A 15,800-nucleotide genomic window follows, 5' to 3' on the forward strand; every position below is an offset into this window, starting at 1 on the left:
CTGAGGTTACTCCTTGTAGTCGCCTTCATCATCGCTGTCGACTGCAGCCAGAATCGAGCTGTTCTCATCCAGCTCTTCCTCATCAAGAGCCAGATCCTCAACCTGCTCAGGAACAACCGAGATGAAGTTGCTGTAGTCGGAACCTGCAACCTGGGGAAGAACCACAGCGTGCAAGACGACCGGTGCAACAGCGTCAAGGTCACGACGGCGAGCGCCCGGCTTAGCCTTCGAGTGGGGGTTGACCACGTAAATGACCAGAAGCGGCACGTTACCTTCAACATAACGAAGGTTTAGCTGTGCAGCTCGACTCGTACGCTTCTTTTCAGATTTCCCAGTGTTCTTCTTTTCCTTTTCTTTCAGACCCTCAAGCAGATCTTTGTACTCCTGATTTCCCGTGTTAGCGAGAATCTTGAAGTCCAGAACCGGAGTCTCACCCGCAGCGATAGCCCTCAAATCAACGATGCCAGATTCAGAGTTAACGTGTGCACTACGAGTTGCCATGCGAATGTCCAGACCAGCAAAGTTCTGCTGCGGCATATCCTTCTGGGTACCGGAGTAGACGACAACGTTCCAGTCCTGGTCGGCGTACTTCTCAATCCACTCAACCAGCTTGTCCGAGCCAGCTTCGTAATGCGAGGAGTGTGCCTTGAAGTCCTTCAAGTAGGACAGCACGACATCCACAGGCACGCCAGTGAAGAGGTAGCTACCGTTGTTCTTATCCTGCACTACCTCATGAGTACTCGAGATAGAGCCAACAAGGGACTCGAATACCTGAATATTGTGGTTCAGGATTTCGGCGTTCTTCTCTTCGAAGCGAGTCAGCTGATGGAGCTTACCGCTGTAATCAACGGTAAGCGCCTTGGCATGACGCATCTTATTGGCAGCGGTAACCTTTAGCACACCAGGGTGAGTACGAATCTTCACACCAACGGTCTTGGGGGTGCTACCAACGATACGAATTTCTTCGCGGATCTCATCCTCGACACCGGCAAGGTGACGGTAATAGTCCTGAAGGTCCCTGGTCGTCCACAGACGAATCAGGTCATCATAGCCGGGGCGGAAACCGAACCAGCGACCCATCTGCAGAAGAGTATCGTAGGTCTTGCTCGTCCTGAGGTAGTACGAGCTAATCAAGCCTTCAAGGGTCAGACCACGGGCGAGAGTATTACCGCCGATAACGACATAGGTAGCCGGCGAATCTGCGTCATATTCCAGGCGCTCATCCGAGGAACCGTTGTCCACAATGCACTTAGTCTCGCGGACGACCTGACCCACAGCAAGCTTCAGCTCATCCCATTCGGGGTAAATCTCTTCAGGGCGGATAGCCTGCATACGAGCAACTTCGCGTTCGTACAGACGCTGCATCGCATCGTTAATTTTAGGACTGCCGTAGTTTTCCTTCAGCTCTGAGATGTAGTCCTCAATCACCTTCACCGCTTCGAAGTGAGTCTCAACCCTGTGCGAAAGGTGAATCAGCATCGAGCTGTGCTGCTTCTTCTGAGTGCGACGACGACGAAGAGCCGTGGCAATCATAAACCACAGCACTGCAGCTTCAAGACTGGGAACCATCTCAGGCATGTAGTCCCCACCATCCTTACGAGTAGGAGGACGCAGAATCTTTGCTTCCTCTTCCTCAATATCGCGGACAGCATCGACATCTACGCCATCGTTGAGTACGCCGTCTTCGTCCTCGGTAGCCCACAGCGGGGTACCAAAAATACGGGACGCACCAACGTAGCCATTCGGGCGTTCCAAAGCGTAGATGAAGTCGGAGGGGTACAGACCCGGGTAACGCTCGATGGTCTCCCCCTCGGATTCCTCAGGATTAACCGGCTCTAGATACTCGGTGTAGCGGTCCTCGTCATTCGGATCCATCAGAACGTTAGCGAAGGGAGTCGCGGTGTACGCCACGTAGGAGCCATGCTGTACCTGATCCCAAATCTGGCGGAGAAGTCGGTTAATACCGGAGTACGCTTCATCTTCCTTCGCGGTATTGGGAGTCGCCTGATCCGACTCATCATCTATGATAAGCACGGGAACGTCATCCAGCAGACCTTCTCGGTTTGCAGATTCCATATGCTTCAGCAGATTCTTCAAGCGGCTGGGGTTCTTCTTTACCACAGCAAAAACAACGTTGCTCCTGTTACGTAGCCCCATAGCCAGAAGGTCAGTGTTCGGAGCGATATCATCCTCGGCATTAGTCAGAGGGAAAACGCTCTTATCGGCGTCATGTAGGGAGGCCACGACATCGGCATTTAGGCGTTCCTGAGTCTGGCGGCGCAGGTTGTTAAACATACCCGCCAACACAATAATGAATCGGTAACCCTCATCAACTGCCTTGGTGATAACCGCCGAGAAGTTCGCGGTCTTACCGGACTGCACGTAGCCGACGACAAGGCCCTTGTGGGTCAGATTCTTCGTCGCGGGGTCGGCAAGAAGACCGACAACTTTGCCGGATTCCTGGTGAATAGTGGACGTACCGTCCTCACCAATCTTCTTGGTAAGCTTCCTACGCAGGTGGCTCCATCCGGCAGTATCGGGCTTCGCAGCATCGTACCAGTGGTGGTAGTCTTCCTTGGCCGTAGCGGCCTCATCGAACTCGCCCTTGGCGTTCGCGGCTTCGCGCTCCTGAATGCTACGAAGTGCCTTCTCATAGATGGGAACGACTACATCTTCAGGAATAGGCACGGCAACCATACCGTCAATTACCTGGCGGCAAGCGTCTTCGTACGAGATGAGTTCCCGCGCAGCCGTGTCATAAATATGCTGTTCCGGCTGGGAAATTTCCTCGGCCATTTTTCTCCTCGTTGAAAAATAGAGATGTGAGTGTTTACGGGAGCCAATGGTTAGCTTCCTCTGTGAGTTTAGCACTCGTTCTCACACGTCAGCACAGCTTTTCGTCATCACGATGCACCATAAAACTACTAAAGCCAAGTTGTTTTGCTCCAGGCAACAAAATCTACTTGGGGTAAGGGTGCGAGCAGGGCTCCCGGGCTGCTATTCTTAGAGGGTTTAACTCTGAATACATAGACGGTTAATCTGTGTATTCAACCGGCACATGACACAACACTATGAACCGCGGAGAACCTTATGACTGAGAAGCACACATCACCCAAAATCTACAGAATGGGAGAGCTCTTCTGTGGCCCCGGCGGCATTGCCCTGGGCGCGCACAACGCTGCCGATAAGGTACCCGGAGTCAAGGTTGAACACGCCTGGGCTAATGACTACGACCCCACGACTGCAGATACCTACCGCGAAAATACCCCCGGTGCGTCTGAAGAGACCGTCTACGTAGGTGACGTTCGTGAGCTCGACACCGATGCCTTGCCCCCGATTGACGGTTTTGCGTTCGGTTTTCCCTGCAACGACTTCAGCCTCGTAGGAAAAAAGAAGGGTCTAGACGGTACCTACGGTCCCCTCTACACCTACGGAATCAACGTGCTCGAGAGCCATAAGCCTGATTGGTTTGTGGCAGAAAACGTGGGTGGTCTTTCTGGCGCTAATGAGGGTTTTGCTTTCCCCTACATTCTGCGTGAAATGCAGCGTAAGGGGTACACTGTTGTCGCTCATAAATACCGCTTTGAGGAGTACGGTCTCCCCCAGGCTCGACACCGAATCATTATCGTAGGCCTACATAATGACCTTATTGCCAGCGGCAAAGAATTCAAGGTTCCGAAACCCACCACTCCCGAACCTTCGATGATGCGCACCGCTAAGCAGGCGCTTACCGAGCCTCCCATCCCCGAGTGGGCAACCAACAATGAGCTCACTCGCCAGTCTGAGGTGGTGAAGCAACGCCTCGCCTACATCAAGCCCGGCGAGAACGCCTTCAACGCTACCGATATGCCTAAGGAACTGCGCCTCAATGTGCGTGGTGCTAAGCTCAGCCAGATTTATAAGCGTCTGGATCCCAATAAGCCCGCATACACCGTCACCGGATCCGGCGGCGGCGGAACGCACATCTACCATTGGGAAGAGCCCCGCGCCCTGACCAACCGCGAGCGCGCGCGCCTGCAGACGTTCCCTGACTGGTACAAGTTCATCGGCAACAAGGAGAACGTCCGTCGCCAGATTGGTATGGCGGTTCCCCCGGACGGTGCGCAGGTCATATTCGAAGCTCTCTTCAAGAGTCTTAAAGGTATGTATTACGAAAGCATCGAACCGAATATTGATGTAGATAAGCGCATTCGTGAACTTGAGGAGAAAGAAGGCACTCTTTTCTAGGTAAAAGAAGGACGTATTCCCATGGAATTTTACTCGTCACTCATGGGCGACAACCTCGCTGAGCTTGTTCTCCAATCACCATATCCTCAGGATGATTGCGCCGGACACGAACTGTGGGCGGTTACCGGATATATCTCGCGAACTACCATTCTCAGTGCGCTGTATCAGGCTGATTTTACCCCCGGACGACGCTCTAAGGAGGGTGGTCATTGGGGTGAGATGAGCAAGTTTACCCCGACCTCTACCACGCCGAAGATTCATCTTCTGATTGGTATGGCACGAGACGGTGCGGTGAGCATTACGACTCATGAAATCCTCAAGGGGTGGGTCAAGGCTAGTCGCGGGTACCTGGATATTCGTTACCCGGATCCTCGCGTCTCTCCCCTGGTGCATACCAAGCTCTACGCTTGGGCGCAGAACGGCTCCTTCGATATTGCCTACGCTGGCTCAGCTAACCTGTCGACGGACGGTCTCAATATCGGTCGTGACGCTTCGGAATGTCAGCAGGAGAACATTCTTGTGCCGGTGTCGGTGGAGTATGCGGAGAACTATACCGATACGCTTTTCGGCGCTTCGCTGAGCTGCACCGACCCTGTGGTTGATTCTCTCTTCACCTTCCCAGAAGCGCCCGCGGACGTCCTGGCGAATAAGTCTCTGCCTCCGGTTCCTCCGCTCCCCGAACCTGAGACGGAACGCGAAGAACGGTTGAAGGACTTCTCCTCCATCAAGCTGTACCTGTACAGCCATGGTGGTAAGGGTTCTTCGTACAATTGCGGTTCCGGTATTAACTGGGGCCTACGAGATATTCGAGCCAATAAGGATGAAGCCTACTTCGCGGTTCCCGCGAATATTGGGCGGTCCAACTTCTTCCCGGTAAAGAACACCCCCATTGTGGTGCACTGCGATGACGGCGAAGACCTCATCATGCGCGTTGCCAGTGGTTCCGACCGCTGCGGTAAGGACATGTCGACTATCCCGAACTCCGAGCTTGGCTCTTATATCCGTAAGCGCATGGGCCTCGATGAAGGCACCAAGGTCGGCATTCGCGAACTGCTCGATTACGGTCGAACCTACGTCACCATCACCCGCACCTCTGAGGGTAACTACTATCTGGATTTCTCTCCCGAGACGGCGGAACCCGATGAGTTTGCGATGCAGACTCCAGAGATTGTCAACGAGTTTTCTCATGAAGACGAATAGCTCCCCTGGCTAGTGCCCTCAGATATGACGAAAGCCCCCTTGTGCCGGTTCTTAGTTGAACCGGGGCAAGGGGGCTTCGTCATATCAGCCTCGTTCTGTCAGCTCAGCCGGTGAGGTTAGCGCGGCTGGTAGGCGCGGGCACGCTCAGCGCGAGCACGGCGCGCCTCCGCATCCTGCAGGACCGGCACCAGCATACGCACCACCTGGCCCATACCGCGCAGCACCAAGTTCAGCCACAAACCCACAGACCACACCGCCGCCACACGCGGATGCCCCGTGCGCACCCACCGCACACCCAGAAAAGACAGCGAGTAATACAGCAGAAGCAGCAGCGACTCACGGAAGCGGTGCACCTGCCGAAGGATAGGGTTCTGAGGAAGCTTCATCATGCCTCCCAGTATACCCACCGGAACCCCTCGCCGGGGCTCCCCCGCACTACCCGTAATAGTCGCGAATCGTCACCGTCTTCAACCCGCGCCGATCCAACAACGCCCGAATACGGTCCAGCTCAGACACCACACCCCGATAATTCAAATGCCCAATCACAATATGCTGAGCCAACGCATACTTCTCCGCATAGGCATACACCTCAGCCGAAGAAATATTAGACGAATCCGCCAACGACCCGTACCACAGAACCGGGCGCGTAAAACCACACGACGCCGCAGCCGCCAACACGCGCGCATCATAATACCCGTACGGCGGGCGGAAGTACGGCTTCGAAGACACCCCAAACAGGCGCCTAATCTCCTCATCATTACGGGTCAACTCCTGAACAATCTGCTCATCCGTCAGGCTCGTCAACGCCGCATGACTATACGTATGGTTCGCAATCTGCAACTGGCCGCTCTTCACCAGCGGCAACAACAGGTCACGATGCTGCCTAAACGCCGGGTACTGACCGTTGATAAAGAAGGTGAGGCGCGTGCCGGTACGGTGTGCGAACTCCGCGTAGGCGCGTACCACCTCCGGGTCGGCGCCGTCATCGACCGTCCACGCAATGTACTTGCCCTCACCGGGCAGGCCGGTCTGCGGGCCGGTCCAGGCACGAGCTTCGGGAACCGGGTTCGACGAGGTCGCAGTCGCAGAAGCGGTCTTAGATGCCGCGGCGGTCGGGGATGCAGTACCCGTTGCGGAAGGGGCAGCCGCCGAGCTTGCCGAGGGGCTCGCCGAGGCGCTACCCGACGCACTACCGGACGGGTTGCTCGATGGGGTACAACCGGCGAGGCCAAGACCCAGCACACCGAAGCCCACCGCGCCCAGACCAAAGGTACCAACGTGTTGTAAGAGTTCCCGTCGCCCCATGGAGGCGCGGGCAGAGGCGCCCGATACCATGTGGTCAGTAACGGGGTTGACGATAGCGGATTGACGAGGAGCGATAGGTGTTTCTGGGTGTGGAACAGTGTTCATATTACGAGTGTATGATGAGACCACTGTTAGCTATCGAAAAATTCAAAATATTACTTAATGATTAACAACTGCGCCATTAAAGAACCTCTACGTACTTTCAGTCCCCTCACTCACCGAAGACCACGCTCAGCGCACTAAGCTACCCCCGCCAGGCAATCCAGGTACAGCTCCAGCTACAGCGCAAGGTGCAACTCTAGGTAAGTACAGCGAGGCCCCTCCCCCAGAACACGTTCACAACGCGCCCGGGAAAGGGGCCTCAATATATAAAGTTCACGCAATCGTACTGCCAAGTACGCAGATACGATCAAGTACGCGGAGAGAAACCTACTCAGTTTCCGAAGCTTCCGGCTGCTCCGCCTGAACGGAATCCAGCGCATTCAGCGCCTCCAGCGCTGCAGCCTCCGCCGCTTCTTCGGCGTCAGCCTCAGCCACACGCTCAACATCCGACTCAGCAGAAGTCACCGCCGCCGGGTTCGTCAGAACCTTCACACCCATGCTGCGCAGCGCATCCGTATTCGTGATCGTCTCGTCATTATCAATCAGGTACACCTTGTACCCATCATTCCGCAGGCGACGCATCAGCTCCAGGAGCATGCTCTGAGCAACCTCATCCACCGCGTACACGCGAGTCACATCCAGGGCAACCTTGGAACCCTCCATCGGGGATTCCACAATCTCACGAATCACGCGCTCCACACCCGCAAAACGGATACGGCCCTGCAACTGGATCAGGCGCATAGACTCATCGCCCGAACCGATTTGGTAGTTCGCGCGCAACGCCGAACGAGCCACGGTCGGCACGTTCATCACGTGCATGCCCATGTCATCCGAGAACTGCTCGAACAGCTCCACGCCGCGCACACTGTTACCGTGACCGTCCAGACGCGGCGAGAACGTCGCCACACCCAGCTGACCGGGCACCGCACCAATAATGCCGCCGCCCACGCCGCTCTTCGCCGGCACACCCACCTGGGTCGCCCAGTCACCCGCAGAGTTATACATGCCGCACGTGAACATGACGCTCAGCACCTGACGCACCACAGTCTTAGGAACCACCTGCTCACCCGTCACCGGATGCACACCATAGTTCGCCAAAGTCGCCGCCATCAGCGCCAAATCCTTAACCGTCACCATCAGCGAGCACTGGCGGGTATAACCCTGCACCGCCACAGTCGGGTCACCGGTCAGGATGCCGTGGCCGCGCAGCATGTGCGCAATCGCGTAGTTGCGGTGCGCGTGCTCCAGCTCAGACTCGTACACGCGCTCATTCACCGACAGGCGACGGCCCGCAAACGCAGACAAACCAGAAATGACGCGCTCCATGCGCTCGCCCTGAGTCGCGCCGGGAGGACCCACCAGCGAATGCGTGGTAATCGCGCCGGCGTTAATCATCGGGTTCAGCGGCTTGCCGGAGCCGTCCTCCAGGGACAGCTCGTTGAACGGCTCACCGGAAGGCTCCACGCCCACCTTCGCAAGCACGTCATCATAGCCGCGGTCCGCGAGCGCCAGGGCGTACACGAACGGCTTAGAAATCGACTGGATCGTGAACTCCACATCGGAGTCACCGGCGGCGTACTGCTCACCATCAACCATGGCGATAGACGCGGCGAGCTTGTCCGGGTCCACGGCGGCAAGTTCCGGAATGTAGTTTGCCAGCTCACCGGAGGTATCAGAAGCGACCGACTCGAGGGTCTCGGTCAGGTAAGTGGCAATAGGTGAATGCATAGTGTTCCGTATCTGCTGCTAATCGTGGTTGTTCTCGTCAAAAATTCCAGGATGCGCCCGCCCGCTGTTCCGTTTCAGCTATTCCGTTTCAGCTGGGCTGAGGCGCTCATCGTTGCAGGCTACCGCGGCTACCAAACTAAAGAGTCTGCCAGCGAGCCTGTCAAAGTGTGTGGGTGAGGAGCACCTTTTGCTCCCTAAAGAGTGTATCTTTTGCGTGTTGAAGCCACCAAATATAACGGTCACTTCTCCCCCGCTATCTCTGGTTCTGGTACCTGTTCTGGCTTGCTATTTCTGCTCTATCTACCGCGGCGGGCAGACCTGCCGGCGAAGCATGGGCAAAATCTACGCGAGGCAAAACCTACGCGAGGCAAAACCTGCGCGAGGCAAAACCTGCGCGAGCCAGCCTAGGGGTGGCGAACCGAGTCCGGCTCACGACCACCCAACTCGGCAGTCTCCAGCTGGAACGTCGAATGCTCCACCGACACCTCAAAATGGCCCGCCACGCACGAACGGATACGGTCCAAAATCGTCACCGCAGACCCGTCATGGAAGCACGAATCGGCAACCACCACGTGCGCGGTCACCACCGGCAGACCGGTCGCCACCATCGAGGCGTGCACATCGTGCACCTCTACAACGCCGTCAACGCGTAGCATGTGTTCACGCATCGCGTCCAAATCCAGGCCGTCCGGGGTGAACTCCATGAGCACCGCCGTGGTCTGCCTCATCAGACGCGCCGCACGCGGCACAATCAGTGCCGCAATGAACAGACCCGCAAGAGCGTCCGCCTGGTAGAAGCCGGTCAGCCAAATCACGATAGCCGCCACAATCACACCCAGCGAACCCAGGGCGTCATTGAGCACCTCCAGGAACGCGGCACGCATATTGAAGTTCGAGTTACGGCCCGAAGCCAGCACCGCAATACCAATAGCGTTCGCGACCAGGCCAACCACACCAAAGATCAGCAGTTCGGTACCGGGCACCTCCGGCGGAGCGAACAGGCGATGCACGCCCTCCACCGCCGTGTAGATACCCACCGCCAGCAGTAGCACTGACTGTCCGAGGGCGGCAAGCACCTCAATGCGGCGGAAACCCCACGTACGGCGGGACGTTGCCGGGCGCGTCATCAGCGAAGCCGCCGTGAGCGCCACCAGCAGTCCGGACGCGTCCGTAATGGCGTGCGCCGTATCGGTCAGCAGGGCAAGACTTCCCGTGACCAACGAACCAATCGCCTGCGCCAACACAATAACGACCGCCAAGCTGAACGCAATCAGCAGGCGCGGACGCATGGAGGCGGCGTCCTCAGGGCTCGGGGCATGCGAATGGTCGTGCCCATGATGATGCCCGTGGTGGCCGTGGTGGCCGTGGTGTGCGTGATGTGCGTGCGCTCCCATGCGCTTCTCCTCAACTATGAATTGCGTTGTTGATTATCGAGAGTTATCGGCAGATAGCAAAATCGCCCGATTCACAAGAACCGGGCGAAAAGCTCCTCAATCGAGGAAAACGTGGAGATAAGGGGACTCGAACCCCTGACCCCCTGCATGCCATGCAGGTGCGCTACCAGCTGCGCCATATCCCCATATTCTGTTAGTGACCTCAACGAGGCAACATGAATATATTACACACACCACGGACAACGATGCAAACCAGCGCACCCAAAAATCCAAAAAGTTCTGGGGCAACTGGGTAAGCAGAAGCGGCAACCGGGCAAGCAAAAACACCCTCGACACGCAGGTCAAACACGCCGAAAGGGGCGGACCCCGCGGCACCATACAGCGCCAGCAGAGCCCACCCCTCATCAGCTAAAAATCAAGCGGAAGCCTACGCCTCATCCTGAGCGGGAATGATGCGTGCAGCATCTTCCTCAGTCTCACCCTCGATGTCGAAGGGAGCCTCGTTCTCAACGCCCAGCTCAATACGCGGGGCCTCAGCCCACAGACGATCCAGAGCGTAGAACTCGCGGTCCTCCTCATGCTGAACATGCACGACAATATCGCCGAAGTCCAGCAGAATCCAACGACCCGAGGAACGACCCTCACGGCGGACCGGCTTCAGGTCAGCCTGCTCACGCAGAGCGTCCTCAACCTCATCCGCAACGGCGTTCACGAGGCGCTCATTGTGGGCAGAAACCACCAGGAAGCCATCAATCAGACCCATCGCGTCGGATGCATCCACAGCGAACAGGTTCGTTCCCTGCTTCTCCTCCGCAGCGCGGGCGGCAATGCGCAGAGCCTCAATCGAGGACTGTGCAGCAGTCATATTTTCCTTCCTTGCCGGCAGAACACCCGCCGGCAGCACCCGCAACAGGGGTGCATTGTTCACGGCCTACTTAGGGCCAAAAATCATAATCAGACCAACAACGACCAGGGCGAGCAACAGCACAATCCACAGCCACGCCAGGGAGGCCTTCTGCGCAGGCTGCAGAACCTCTTCAGCCTTCTCAACAGCGCTCTCAGAAGCAGACTCATCAGCTTCCTTCGAAGCCTCAGCAGAAGGCACCGGAGCAGACTTGGACTCAGCCGACTTCGACTCAGCGGACTTGGACTCGCCGTCTTCTGCGGCTTCCTCAGACTCTTCAGCGTCCTCGGTAACCTCTTCAACCAGAGCAGCCGACTCTTCGGGATCCTGACGATCCACCATGCGCTGCAGCAGCTCCTCCACCTCATCCGGGCTCAGAGCAACAGTCGGGTCGCCGTCCACCGAATCCACGGTATCCCCTGCGGAGGCGCTATCCAGCACGCTCAGGTCAAGACCCTGCGCGTTCACGGCGCTCACGCGGGTGGGTAGCTCGTCAGCAGACTCTTCAACCTCAGCAATCTCAACGGCTTCTTCCTCAATGGAAGCAACCTCGGTCTGCTCAGCCTCAACGTCAGAGCTGTCCAGCTCCTCAACTTTCGGCTCATCGCGCACCAAGTACTGGTGCAGCTCGGGTTCCGGCTTCTCCTCCTTGACCACGGCAATGACCGGGATCGAAGAAGTCATCGGGTTATCCACCGCGGAGGGGCTGGTCGCATCCACACGGTTCTGCGCGATCTCTTCGGGGCGCAGAATACGCAGGCTACTGGTCAGAGGAGCAGGCTCGTGCAGCTTCTCCTCATCGTTCGCTTCAGTGTCAATCTTGCCCTGAGCCGCCAGCGCCGCAAAACGACGCTGAACAGCCAGAACCTGCGGGTCAATAGCGTCCGTATAAATCACGGAGCCCATGTTCGCAACAGGCTTCGCGGGCTCACCGCGGCGGTTCGCACGCAGGTACTCGGCAACTTCTTCACGGTAACGGGCAAGACGGCGCGGACCCATCACCTTAGTAGGCGGCGGCACCTCAATGCCGTCCTCGGTCACGTACGTCTCGTAGAGGTACGCTTCGTCCTCGCTATAGGGCTTCGAACCCGTAGCTTCACTCATGTGTTCCCTCATTATTCGTCGATTGGGGTGCCTGCCCAGACTCATCCTTCACGCGGGGCAAGCCATCACGGTACGCCGTCAAGGCGTCCTTCTTGTACAGGCCGTACTTAGCAATGTACTGCACCACACCATCGGGCACCAGGTACCAGATGGGGGCATCTTCAGCTGCGCGGCGACGAATATCGGTCGAAGAAATCGCCATCGCAGGAATCTTCAGGGTCGTAATATGACGACCCTCTGCCAGCGGCGGATCCAGCTCATGATCGGGGCGGGTCACACCCACAAAAGTCGCCAAATCCCACAGCTTATGGGCATTGCGCCAGGTCATAATCTGGCTGATCGCGTCCGCACCGGTAATGAAGAATAGGTCAGCATCCGGGCGCAGGGCGCGCAGCTCGTTAAGCGTATCAAAGGTGTAGGTGGCGCCGCCACGGTCAATATCAATACGGCTCACCGTAAAACGAGGGTTCGACGCGGTCGCAATCACCGTCATCAGGTAACGATGCTCAGCGTCACTCACGTGCCGCTCCCCCACCTTCTGCCAGGGCTGACCGGTCGGAACGAAAACGACCTCATCCAGGTCGAACACGGCGGCAACTTCACTAGCCGCCACCAGGTGTCCGTGGTGAATCGGGTCAAAGGTTCCACCCATCACACCCAGACGCACCCGACCGGGAGTGCGCGGGGGAATCGATTCGGTGCTCGGGGCACCAAGATCAAGGTGAACAGGCTGGTCAGTCACAAATGCCGTCCTTGCTGGGGACAGAGACCGCACCACGGCAGCTTAAGGAGCCACCACAGGTGCGGATGCGGGCAGGTACACAGAAGGTACGCAACACCGAAAACGGTGCCCGCGTACATTCCCCTCTATGCTACCTGCTTACGGTCAAAAACACCGAAATGACGGGGGTGAGCTAAGCCGCCAGTGGAATACCCAGCCAGCACGCCCAACCACAAGTTCTCCACAGGCTCACCCGCGTGTTCCGACACGCACATCCGGTGCGAGCGGCAACCACAGAACACAAAAGAAAGCACCGCACACAAGAAAGCGCCGCGCACCGGAGCCAAACCCCGGTACGCGGCACCATTCACCGTCTAGAAAACAGCTGCCTAGGAAACAGCTGTCTAGGCAACAGCTAACGCTTCAGCTATTAGTCCTCGACGTTCGGCATGTCGATATTCTCGTCGACCTTGCCTTCCTTCAGCTTCTTGCGGTACTCAACCGACTCGGTCCACACGCCTGCAGCGCGCTCGGACTCCAGCTCGGCACGAGCCTCCGCCTTCGCGTCCATACGCTCCTTGTACTCCACACGCTTCTGCGCACGAGTCGGGCGAATAATCTCTTCCAGACGAGCGTCCGTACCACGCGGGGAGGACAGCAGCTCAGCGCCACCGACCATGGTCGGCTCCCAATCGAAGATCACCGAGTTGTCGTTCTCACCAATCACCACGGCGTCACCGGCACGAGCACCAGCCTTGAACAGCTCATCCTCAACGCCCAGGCGCGCCAGGCGGTCCGCCAGGTAGCCGACAGCCTCATCATTATTGAAGTCAGTCTGCTGAATCCAACGCTCAGGCTTCTCACCAATCACGCGGAACAGCGGCTCAAGGTTACGCTCCTCGCGGCGAATAGTGAACTCCTGCTTCTTCTTACCGCGGAAGCCCTTCGGGCGAACCACAGGAGCCTCAACAACCACGCGCTCCGCTTCCTTCTCGGCAGCGGCACGAGCCACACGGTCCTCCTCAACGAGCTGTGCCATCGCAAAGATCAGGGGCTTCAAACCCTCATGGGAAGCCGTCGAAATCTCGAAGACCTTGAAGCCCATCTCCTCAAACTCGGGGCGAACAAACTCAGCCAGCTCACGAGCCTCAGGAACGTCAATCTTATTGAGCACCACAATCTGCGGACGCTCATGCAGCGGCACGGTCACACCCGCAGTCGGGTCAACCTCATAGTTCTGTAGCTCGCCGCGAATCACCTCAAAGTCACTGATCGGGTCGCGGCCCGGCTCCAAAGTAGCGCAGTCAATCACGTGCACCAGAGCCGAAGAACGCTCCACATGGCGCAGGAAGCGGTGACCCAGACCGCGGCCCTCCGAAGCGCCCTCAATCAGACCCGGAACATCCGCGACGGTGTAGCGAACATCGCCCGCCTGCACCACGCCCAGGTTCGGGATCAAAGTGGTGAACGGGTAGTCAGCGATCTTCGGACGCGCCGCAGAAATCGCAGCAATCAACGAAGACTTACCCGCCGAGGGGTAACCCACCAGAGCCACATCCGCAATGGACTTGAGCTCCAGAACAATATCAGCTTCTTCACCGGGGGTGCCCAGCAGAGCAAAACCGGGAGCCTTACGCTTAGCCGAAGCCAACGCAGCGTTACCCAGACCACCCATACCGCCACGGGCAGCAACGTACTCGTCGCCCACACGCAGCAGGTCAGCCAAAACATTACCCTCGCGGTCCTTCACCACAGTACCCTGCGGCACGGTCAGAACCAGGTCCTCACCGTTAAAGCCGTGGTGCATATCGCCACGACCAATATCGCCATTCGGGGCGTGCTGGTGCGGGCTGTGGTGGTACTCCAGCAGGGTCGTGGTCTGGTTATCCACGCGCAGAATCACCGCGCCACCATTACCACCGTTACCGCCGTTAGGGCCGCCCAGGGGCTTAAACTTTTCACGTCGCACGGAGACGCAGCCGTTACCTCCGCGACCGCCAGATACATGCAAGACCACGCGGTCCACGAATTCTGCCACGGGTTCTCCTTATCTTGGAAAATCTTCACTTCGCCACCGCACGGCACACACCAATCATGCTGCGGATGCGGCGGCAGGCGCGACCGGGTTGGGGTGCGCCTCATCGTGGAGCCCAGCACAGGCGTCCACGGCATTCGAGGTCATAGCGAGAGGGGGTAGACTAACGCCTACCCCCTCTGCCCTAGCGGTGAGTATTACTCAGCTGCTGCCAGGATGTTAACGACCTTGCGGCCCTTGCGGGTACCGAATTCGACGGTGCCTGCTGCCAGAGCGAACAGGGTGTCGTCGCCACCGCGGCCAACGTTCAGGCCGGGGTGGAAGTGGGTGCCGCGCTGGCGAACGAGAATCTCGCCTGCGTTGACGGACTGGCCGCCGTAGCGCTTAACACCGAGGTACTGGGGGTTCGAGTCACGGCCGTTACGGGTGGAGCTTGCGCCCTTCTTGTGTGCCATTCTGTATTCCTACCTTAGGGTTTGAATTCCGGTCGTCTTAATTACGCGTTGATAGCGGTAATCTTGACGGTGGTCAGCTCGGCGCGGAAGCCCTGACGCTTCTTGTAACCGGTCTTGTTCTTGTACTTCTGAATAACGATCTTCGGACCGCGCAGGTCCTCAACCTTCTCAGCAACAACCTTGGCGGAAGCCAGGGACTTTGCATCAGCGGTGACCTTGTCACCGTCGACGAGCAGCAGCACGGGCAGCTCGATGGTGCTGCCGGGCTCGCCTGCAACACGGTCAAGGGTAACGAGGTCGCCTACGGAAACCTTCTCCTGGCGGCCGCCAGCGCGTACAATCGCGTATGCCACTATGGGACTCACTTTTCTCGACAACTTGCTTCTTGGATCTCACACGAATGAGCAACCTGCGCTTTCATTGCTGTGCGCCCTCCCCCGCCAGTCGAATGACCGCGAACAAGGAGGAACGGCCCGTGCGTTCCGGCGGGATTGCCCGCCGAAGCCAACACGCGAGGCTCACCGGTGGTGTCTCTCTCCCGCACGTTTCGACTCAGCCGAATACTCGACCACGCCGAAGACGATGCGGGTGGGAGCGGTGTCTCCCGCTGGCCCTGCGTCGATAG

13 protein-coding genes and 1 tRNA gene are annotated in these 15,800 nt (G+C 57.8%); 2 read left to right on the plus strand and 12 right to left on the minus strand.

Annotated features, from left to right (window positions below; translation table 11 throughout):
* Window positions 1–6: 6 nt before the first annotated feature.
* Complete coding sequence (locus HMPREF2971_RS07375) at window positions 7–2,796, minus strand: Z1 domain-containing protein (RefSeq protein ID WP_070692178.1); 2,790 nt, start codon at window positions 2,794–2,796, stop codon at window positions 7–9.
* A 330-nt stretch (window positions 2,797–3,126) separates the two neighbouring features.
* Here HMPREF2971_RS07375 and HMPREF2971_RS07380 point away from each other — a divergent pair, with 330 nt between their 5' ends.
* Complete coding sequence (locus HMPREF2971_RS07380; protein WP_246825086.1) at window positions 3,127–4,227, plus strand: DNA cytosine methyltransferase; 1,101 nt, start codon at window positions 3,127–3,129, stop codon at window positions 4,225–4,227.
* A 219-nt stretch (window positions 4,228–4,446) separates the two neighbouring features.
* Window positions 4,447–5,427, plus strand: coding sequence for a restriction endonuclease PLD domain-containing protein (locus HMPREF2971_RS07385; RefSeq protein ID WP_070692185.1), 981 nt, complete (start codon window positions 4,447–4,449; stop codon window positions 5,425–5,427).
* A gap of 116 nt (window positions 5,428–5,543) precedes the next feature.
* Here the strand turns inward: HMPREF2971_RS07385 and HMPREF2971_RS07390 are convergent, their stop codons facing one another.
* From HMPREF2971_RS07390 to rplU, 11 genes are all read right to left on the minus strand, one after another.
* The gene (locus HMPREF2971_RS07390; protein ID WP_246823570.1) at window positions 5,544–5,816 is read right to left on the minus strand and encodes a hypothetical protein; all 273 of its coding nucleotides are present in this window, start codon (window positions 5,814–5,816) and stop codon (window positions 5,544–5,546) included.
* A gap of 46 nt (window positions 5,817–5,862) precedes the next feature.
* The gene (locus HMPREF2971_RS07395) at window positions 5,863–6,837 is read right to left on the minus strand and encodes a polysaccharide deacetylase family protein (protein ID WP_070692189.1); all 975 of its coding nucleotides are present in this window, start codon (window positions 6,835–6,837) and stop codon (window positions 5,863–5,865) included.
* A gap of 324 nt (window positions 6,838–7,161) precedes the next feature.
* Window positions 7,162–8,562, minus strand: coding sequence for a glutaminase (locus tag HMPREF2971_RS07400; protein ID WP_070692192.1), 1,401 nt, complete (start codon window positions 8,560–8,562; stop codon window positions 7,162–7,164).
* A 404-nt stretch (window positions 8,563–8,966) separates the two neighbouring features.
* Window positions 8,967–9,956 (minus strand): cation diffusion facilitator family transporter, encoded by a 990-nt coding sequence (locus tag HMPREF2971_RS07405; RefSeq protein ID WP_070692195.1) that lies wholly within the window; start codon window positions 9,954–9,956, stop codon window positions 8,967–8,969.
* A 112-nt stretch (window positions 9,957–10,068) separates the two neighbouring features.
* Window positions 10,069–10,141, minus strand: a tRNA-Ala gene (locus tag HMPREF2971_RS07410).
* Window positions 10,142–10,383: 242 nt separating this feature from the next.
* Window positions 10,384–10,821: a ribosome silencing factor gene (gene rsfS / locus HMPREF2971_RS07415; protein ID WP_005505774.1), complete on the minus strand. Its 438-nt coding sequence runs from the start codon at window positions 10,819–10,821 to the stop codon at window positions 10,384–10,386.
* A gap of 66 nt (window positions 10,822–10,887) precedes the next feature.
* Window positions 10,888–11,964 carry a sulfite reductase subunit alpha gene (locus HMPREF2971_RS07420; RefSeq protein ID WP_070692199.1) on the minus strand — a complete coding sequence of 359 codons (1,077 nt, stop codon included), beginning with the start codon at window positions 11,962–11,964 and terminating at the stop codon, window positions 10,888–10,890.
* Window positions 11,957–12,706 carry a nicotinate-nucleotide adenylyltransferase gene (gene nadD, locus HMPREF2971_RS07425; RefSeq protein WP_044150379.1) on the minus strand — a complete coding sequence of 250 codons (750 nt, stop codon included), beginning with the start codon at window positions 12,704–12,706 and terminating at the stop codon, window positions 11,957–11,959. The genes HMPREF2971_RS07420 and nadD overlap by 8 nt, the downstream gene beginning before the upstream one ends.
* A gap of 409 nt (window positions 12,707–13,115) precedes the next feature.
* Window positions 13,116–14,723, minus strand: a complete 1,608-nt coding sequence (gene obgE, locus HMPREF2971_RS07430; protein ID WP_070692203.1) for a GTPase ObgE — start codon at window positions 14,721–14,723, stop codon at window positions 13,116–13,118.
* Window positions 14,724–14,917: 194 nt separating this feature from the next.
* Window positions 14,918–15,175 (minus strand): 50S ribosomal protein L27, encoded by a 258-nt coding sequence (rpmA, locus tag HMPREF2971_RS07435; RefSeq protein WP_005505766.1) that lies wholly within the window; start codon window positions 15,173–15,175, stop codon window positions 14,918–14,920.
* Window positions 15,176–15,216: 41 nt separating this feature from the next.
* On the minus strand, window positions 15,217–15,528 hold the full coding sequence (gene rplU / locus HMPREF2971_RS07440; RefSeq protein ID WP_005505764.1) for a 50S ribosomal protein L21: 312 nt from the start codon (window positions 15,526–15,528) through the stop codon (window positions 15,217–15,219).
* Window positions 15,529–15,800: the final 272 nt, after the last annotated feature.

The organism is Rothia sp. HMSC066G07 (assembly GCF_001814485.1).
GTDB lineage: Bacteria > Actinomycetota > Actinomycetes > Actinomycetales > Micrococcaceae > Rothia.

Excerpts from the sequence above, each read along its gene's own strand:
- HMPREF2971_RS07375 (WP_070692178.1), bottom strand. The coding sequence starts at position 2,796 with ATGGCCGAGGAAATTTCCCAGCCGGAACAGCATATTTATGACACGGCT.
- HMPREF2971_RS07380 (WP_246825086.1), top strand. The coding sequence starts at position 3,127 with ATGGGAGAGCTCTTCTGTGGCCCCGGCGGCATTGCCCTGGGCGCGCAC.
- HMPREF2971_RS07385 (WP_070692185.1), top strand. The coding sequence starts at position 4,447 with ATGAGCAAGTTTACCCCGACCTCTACCACGCCGAAGATTCATCTTCTG.
- HMPREF2971_RS07390 (WP_246823570.1), bottom strand. The coding sequence starts at position 5,816 with ATGATGAAGCTTCCTCAGAACCCTATCCTTCGGCAGGTGCACCGCTTC.
- HMPREF2971_RS07395 (WP_070692189.1), bottom strand. The coding sequence starts at position 6,837 with ATGAACACTGTTCCACACCCAGAAACACCTATCGCTCCTCGTCAATCC.
- HMPREF2971_RS07400 (WP_070692192.1), bottom strand. The coding sequence starts at position 8,562 with ATGCATTCACCTATTGCCACTTACCTGACCGAGACCCTCGAGTCGGTC.
- HMPREF2971_RS07405 (WP_070692195.1), bottom strand. The coding sequence starts at position 9,956 with ATGGGAGCGCACGCACATCACGCACACCACGGCCACCACGGCCACCAC.
- rsfS (WP_005505774.1), bottom strand. The coding sequence starts at position 10,821 with ATGACTGCTGCACAGTCCTCGATTGAGGCTCTGCGCATTGCCGCCCGC.
- HMPREF2971_RS07420 (WP_070692199.1), bottom strand. The coding sequence starts at position 11,964 with ATGAGTGAAGCTACGGGTTCGAAGCCCTATAGCGAGGACGAAGCGTAC.
- rpmA (WP_005505766.1), bottom strand. The coding sequence starts at position 15,175 with ATGGCACACAAGAAGGGCGCAAGCTCCACCCGTAACGGCCGTGACTCG.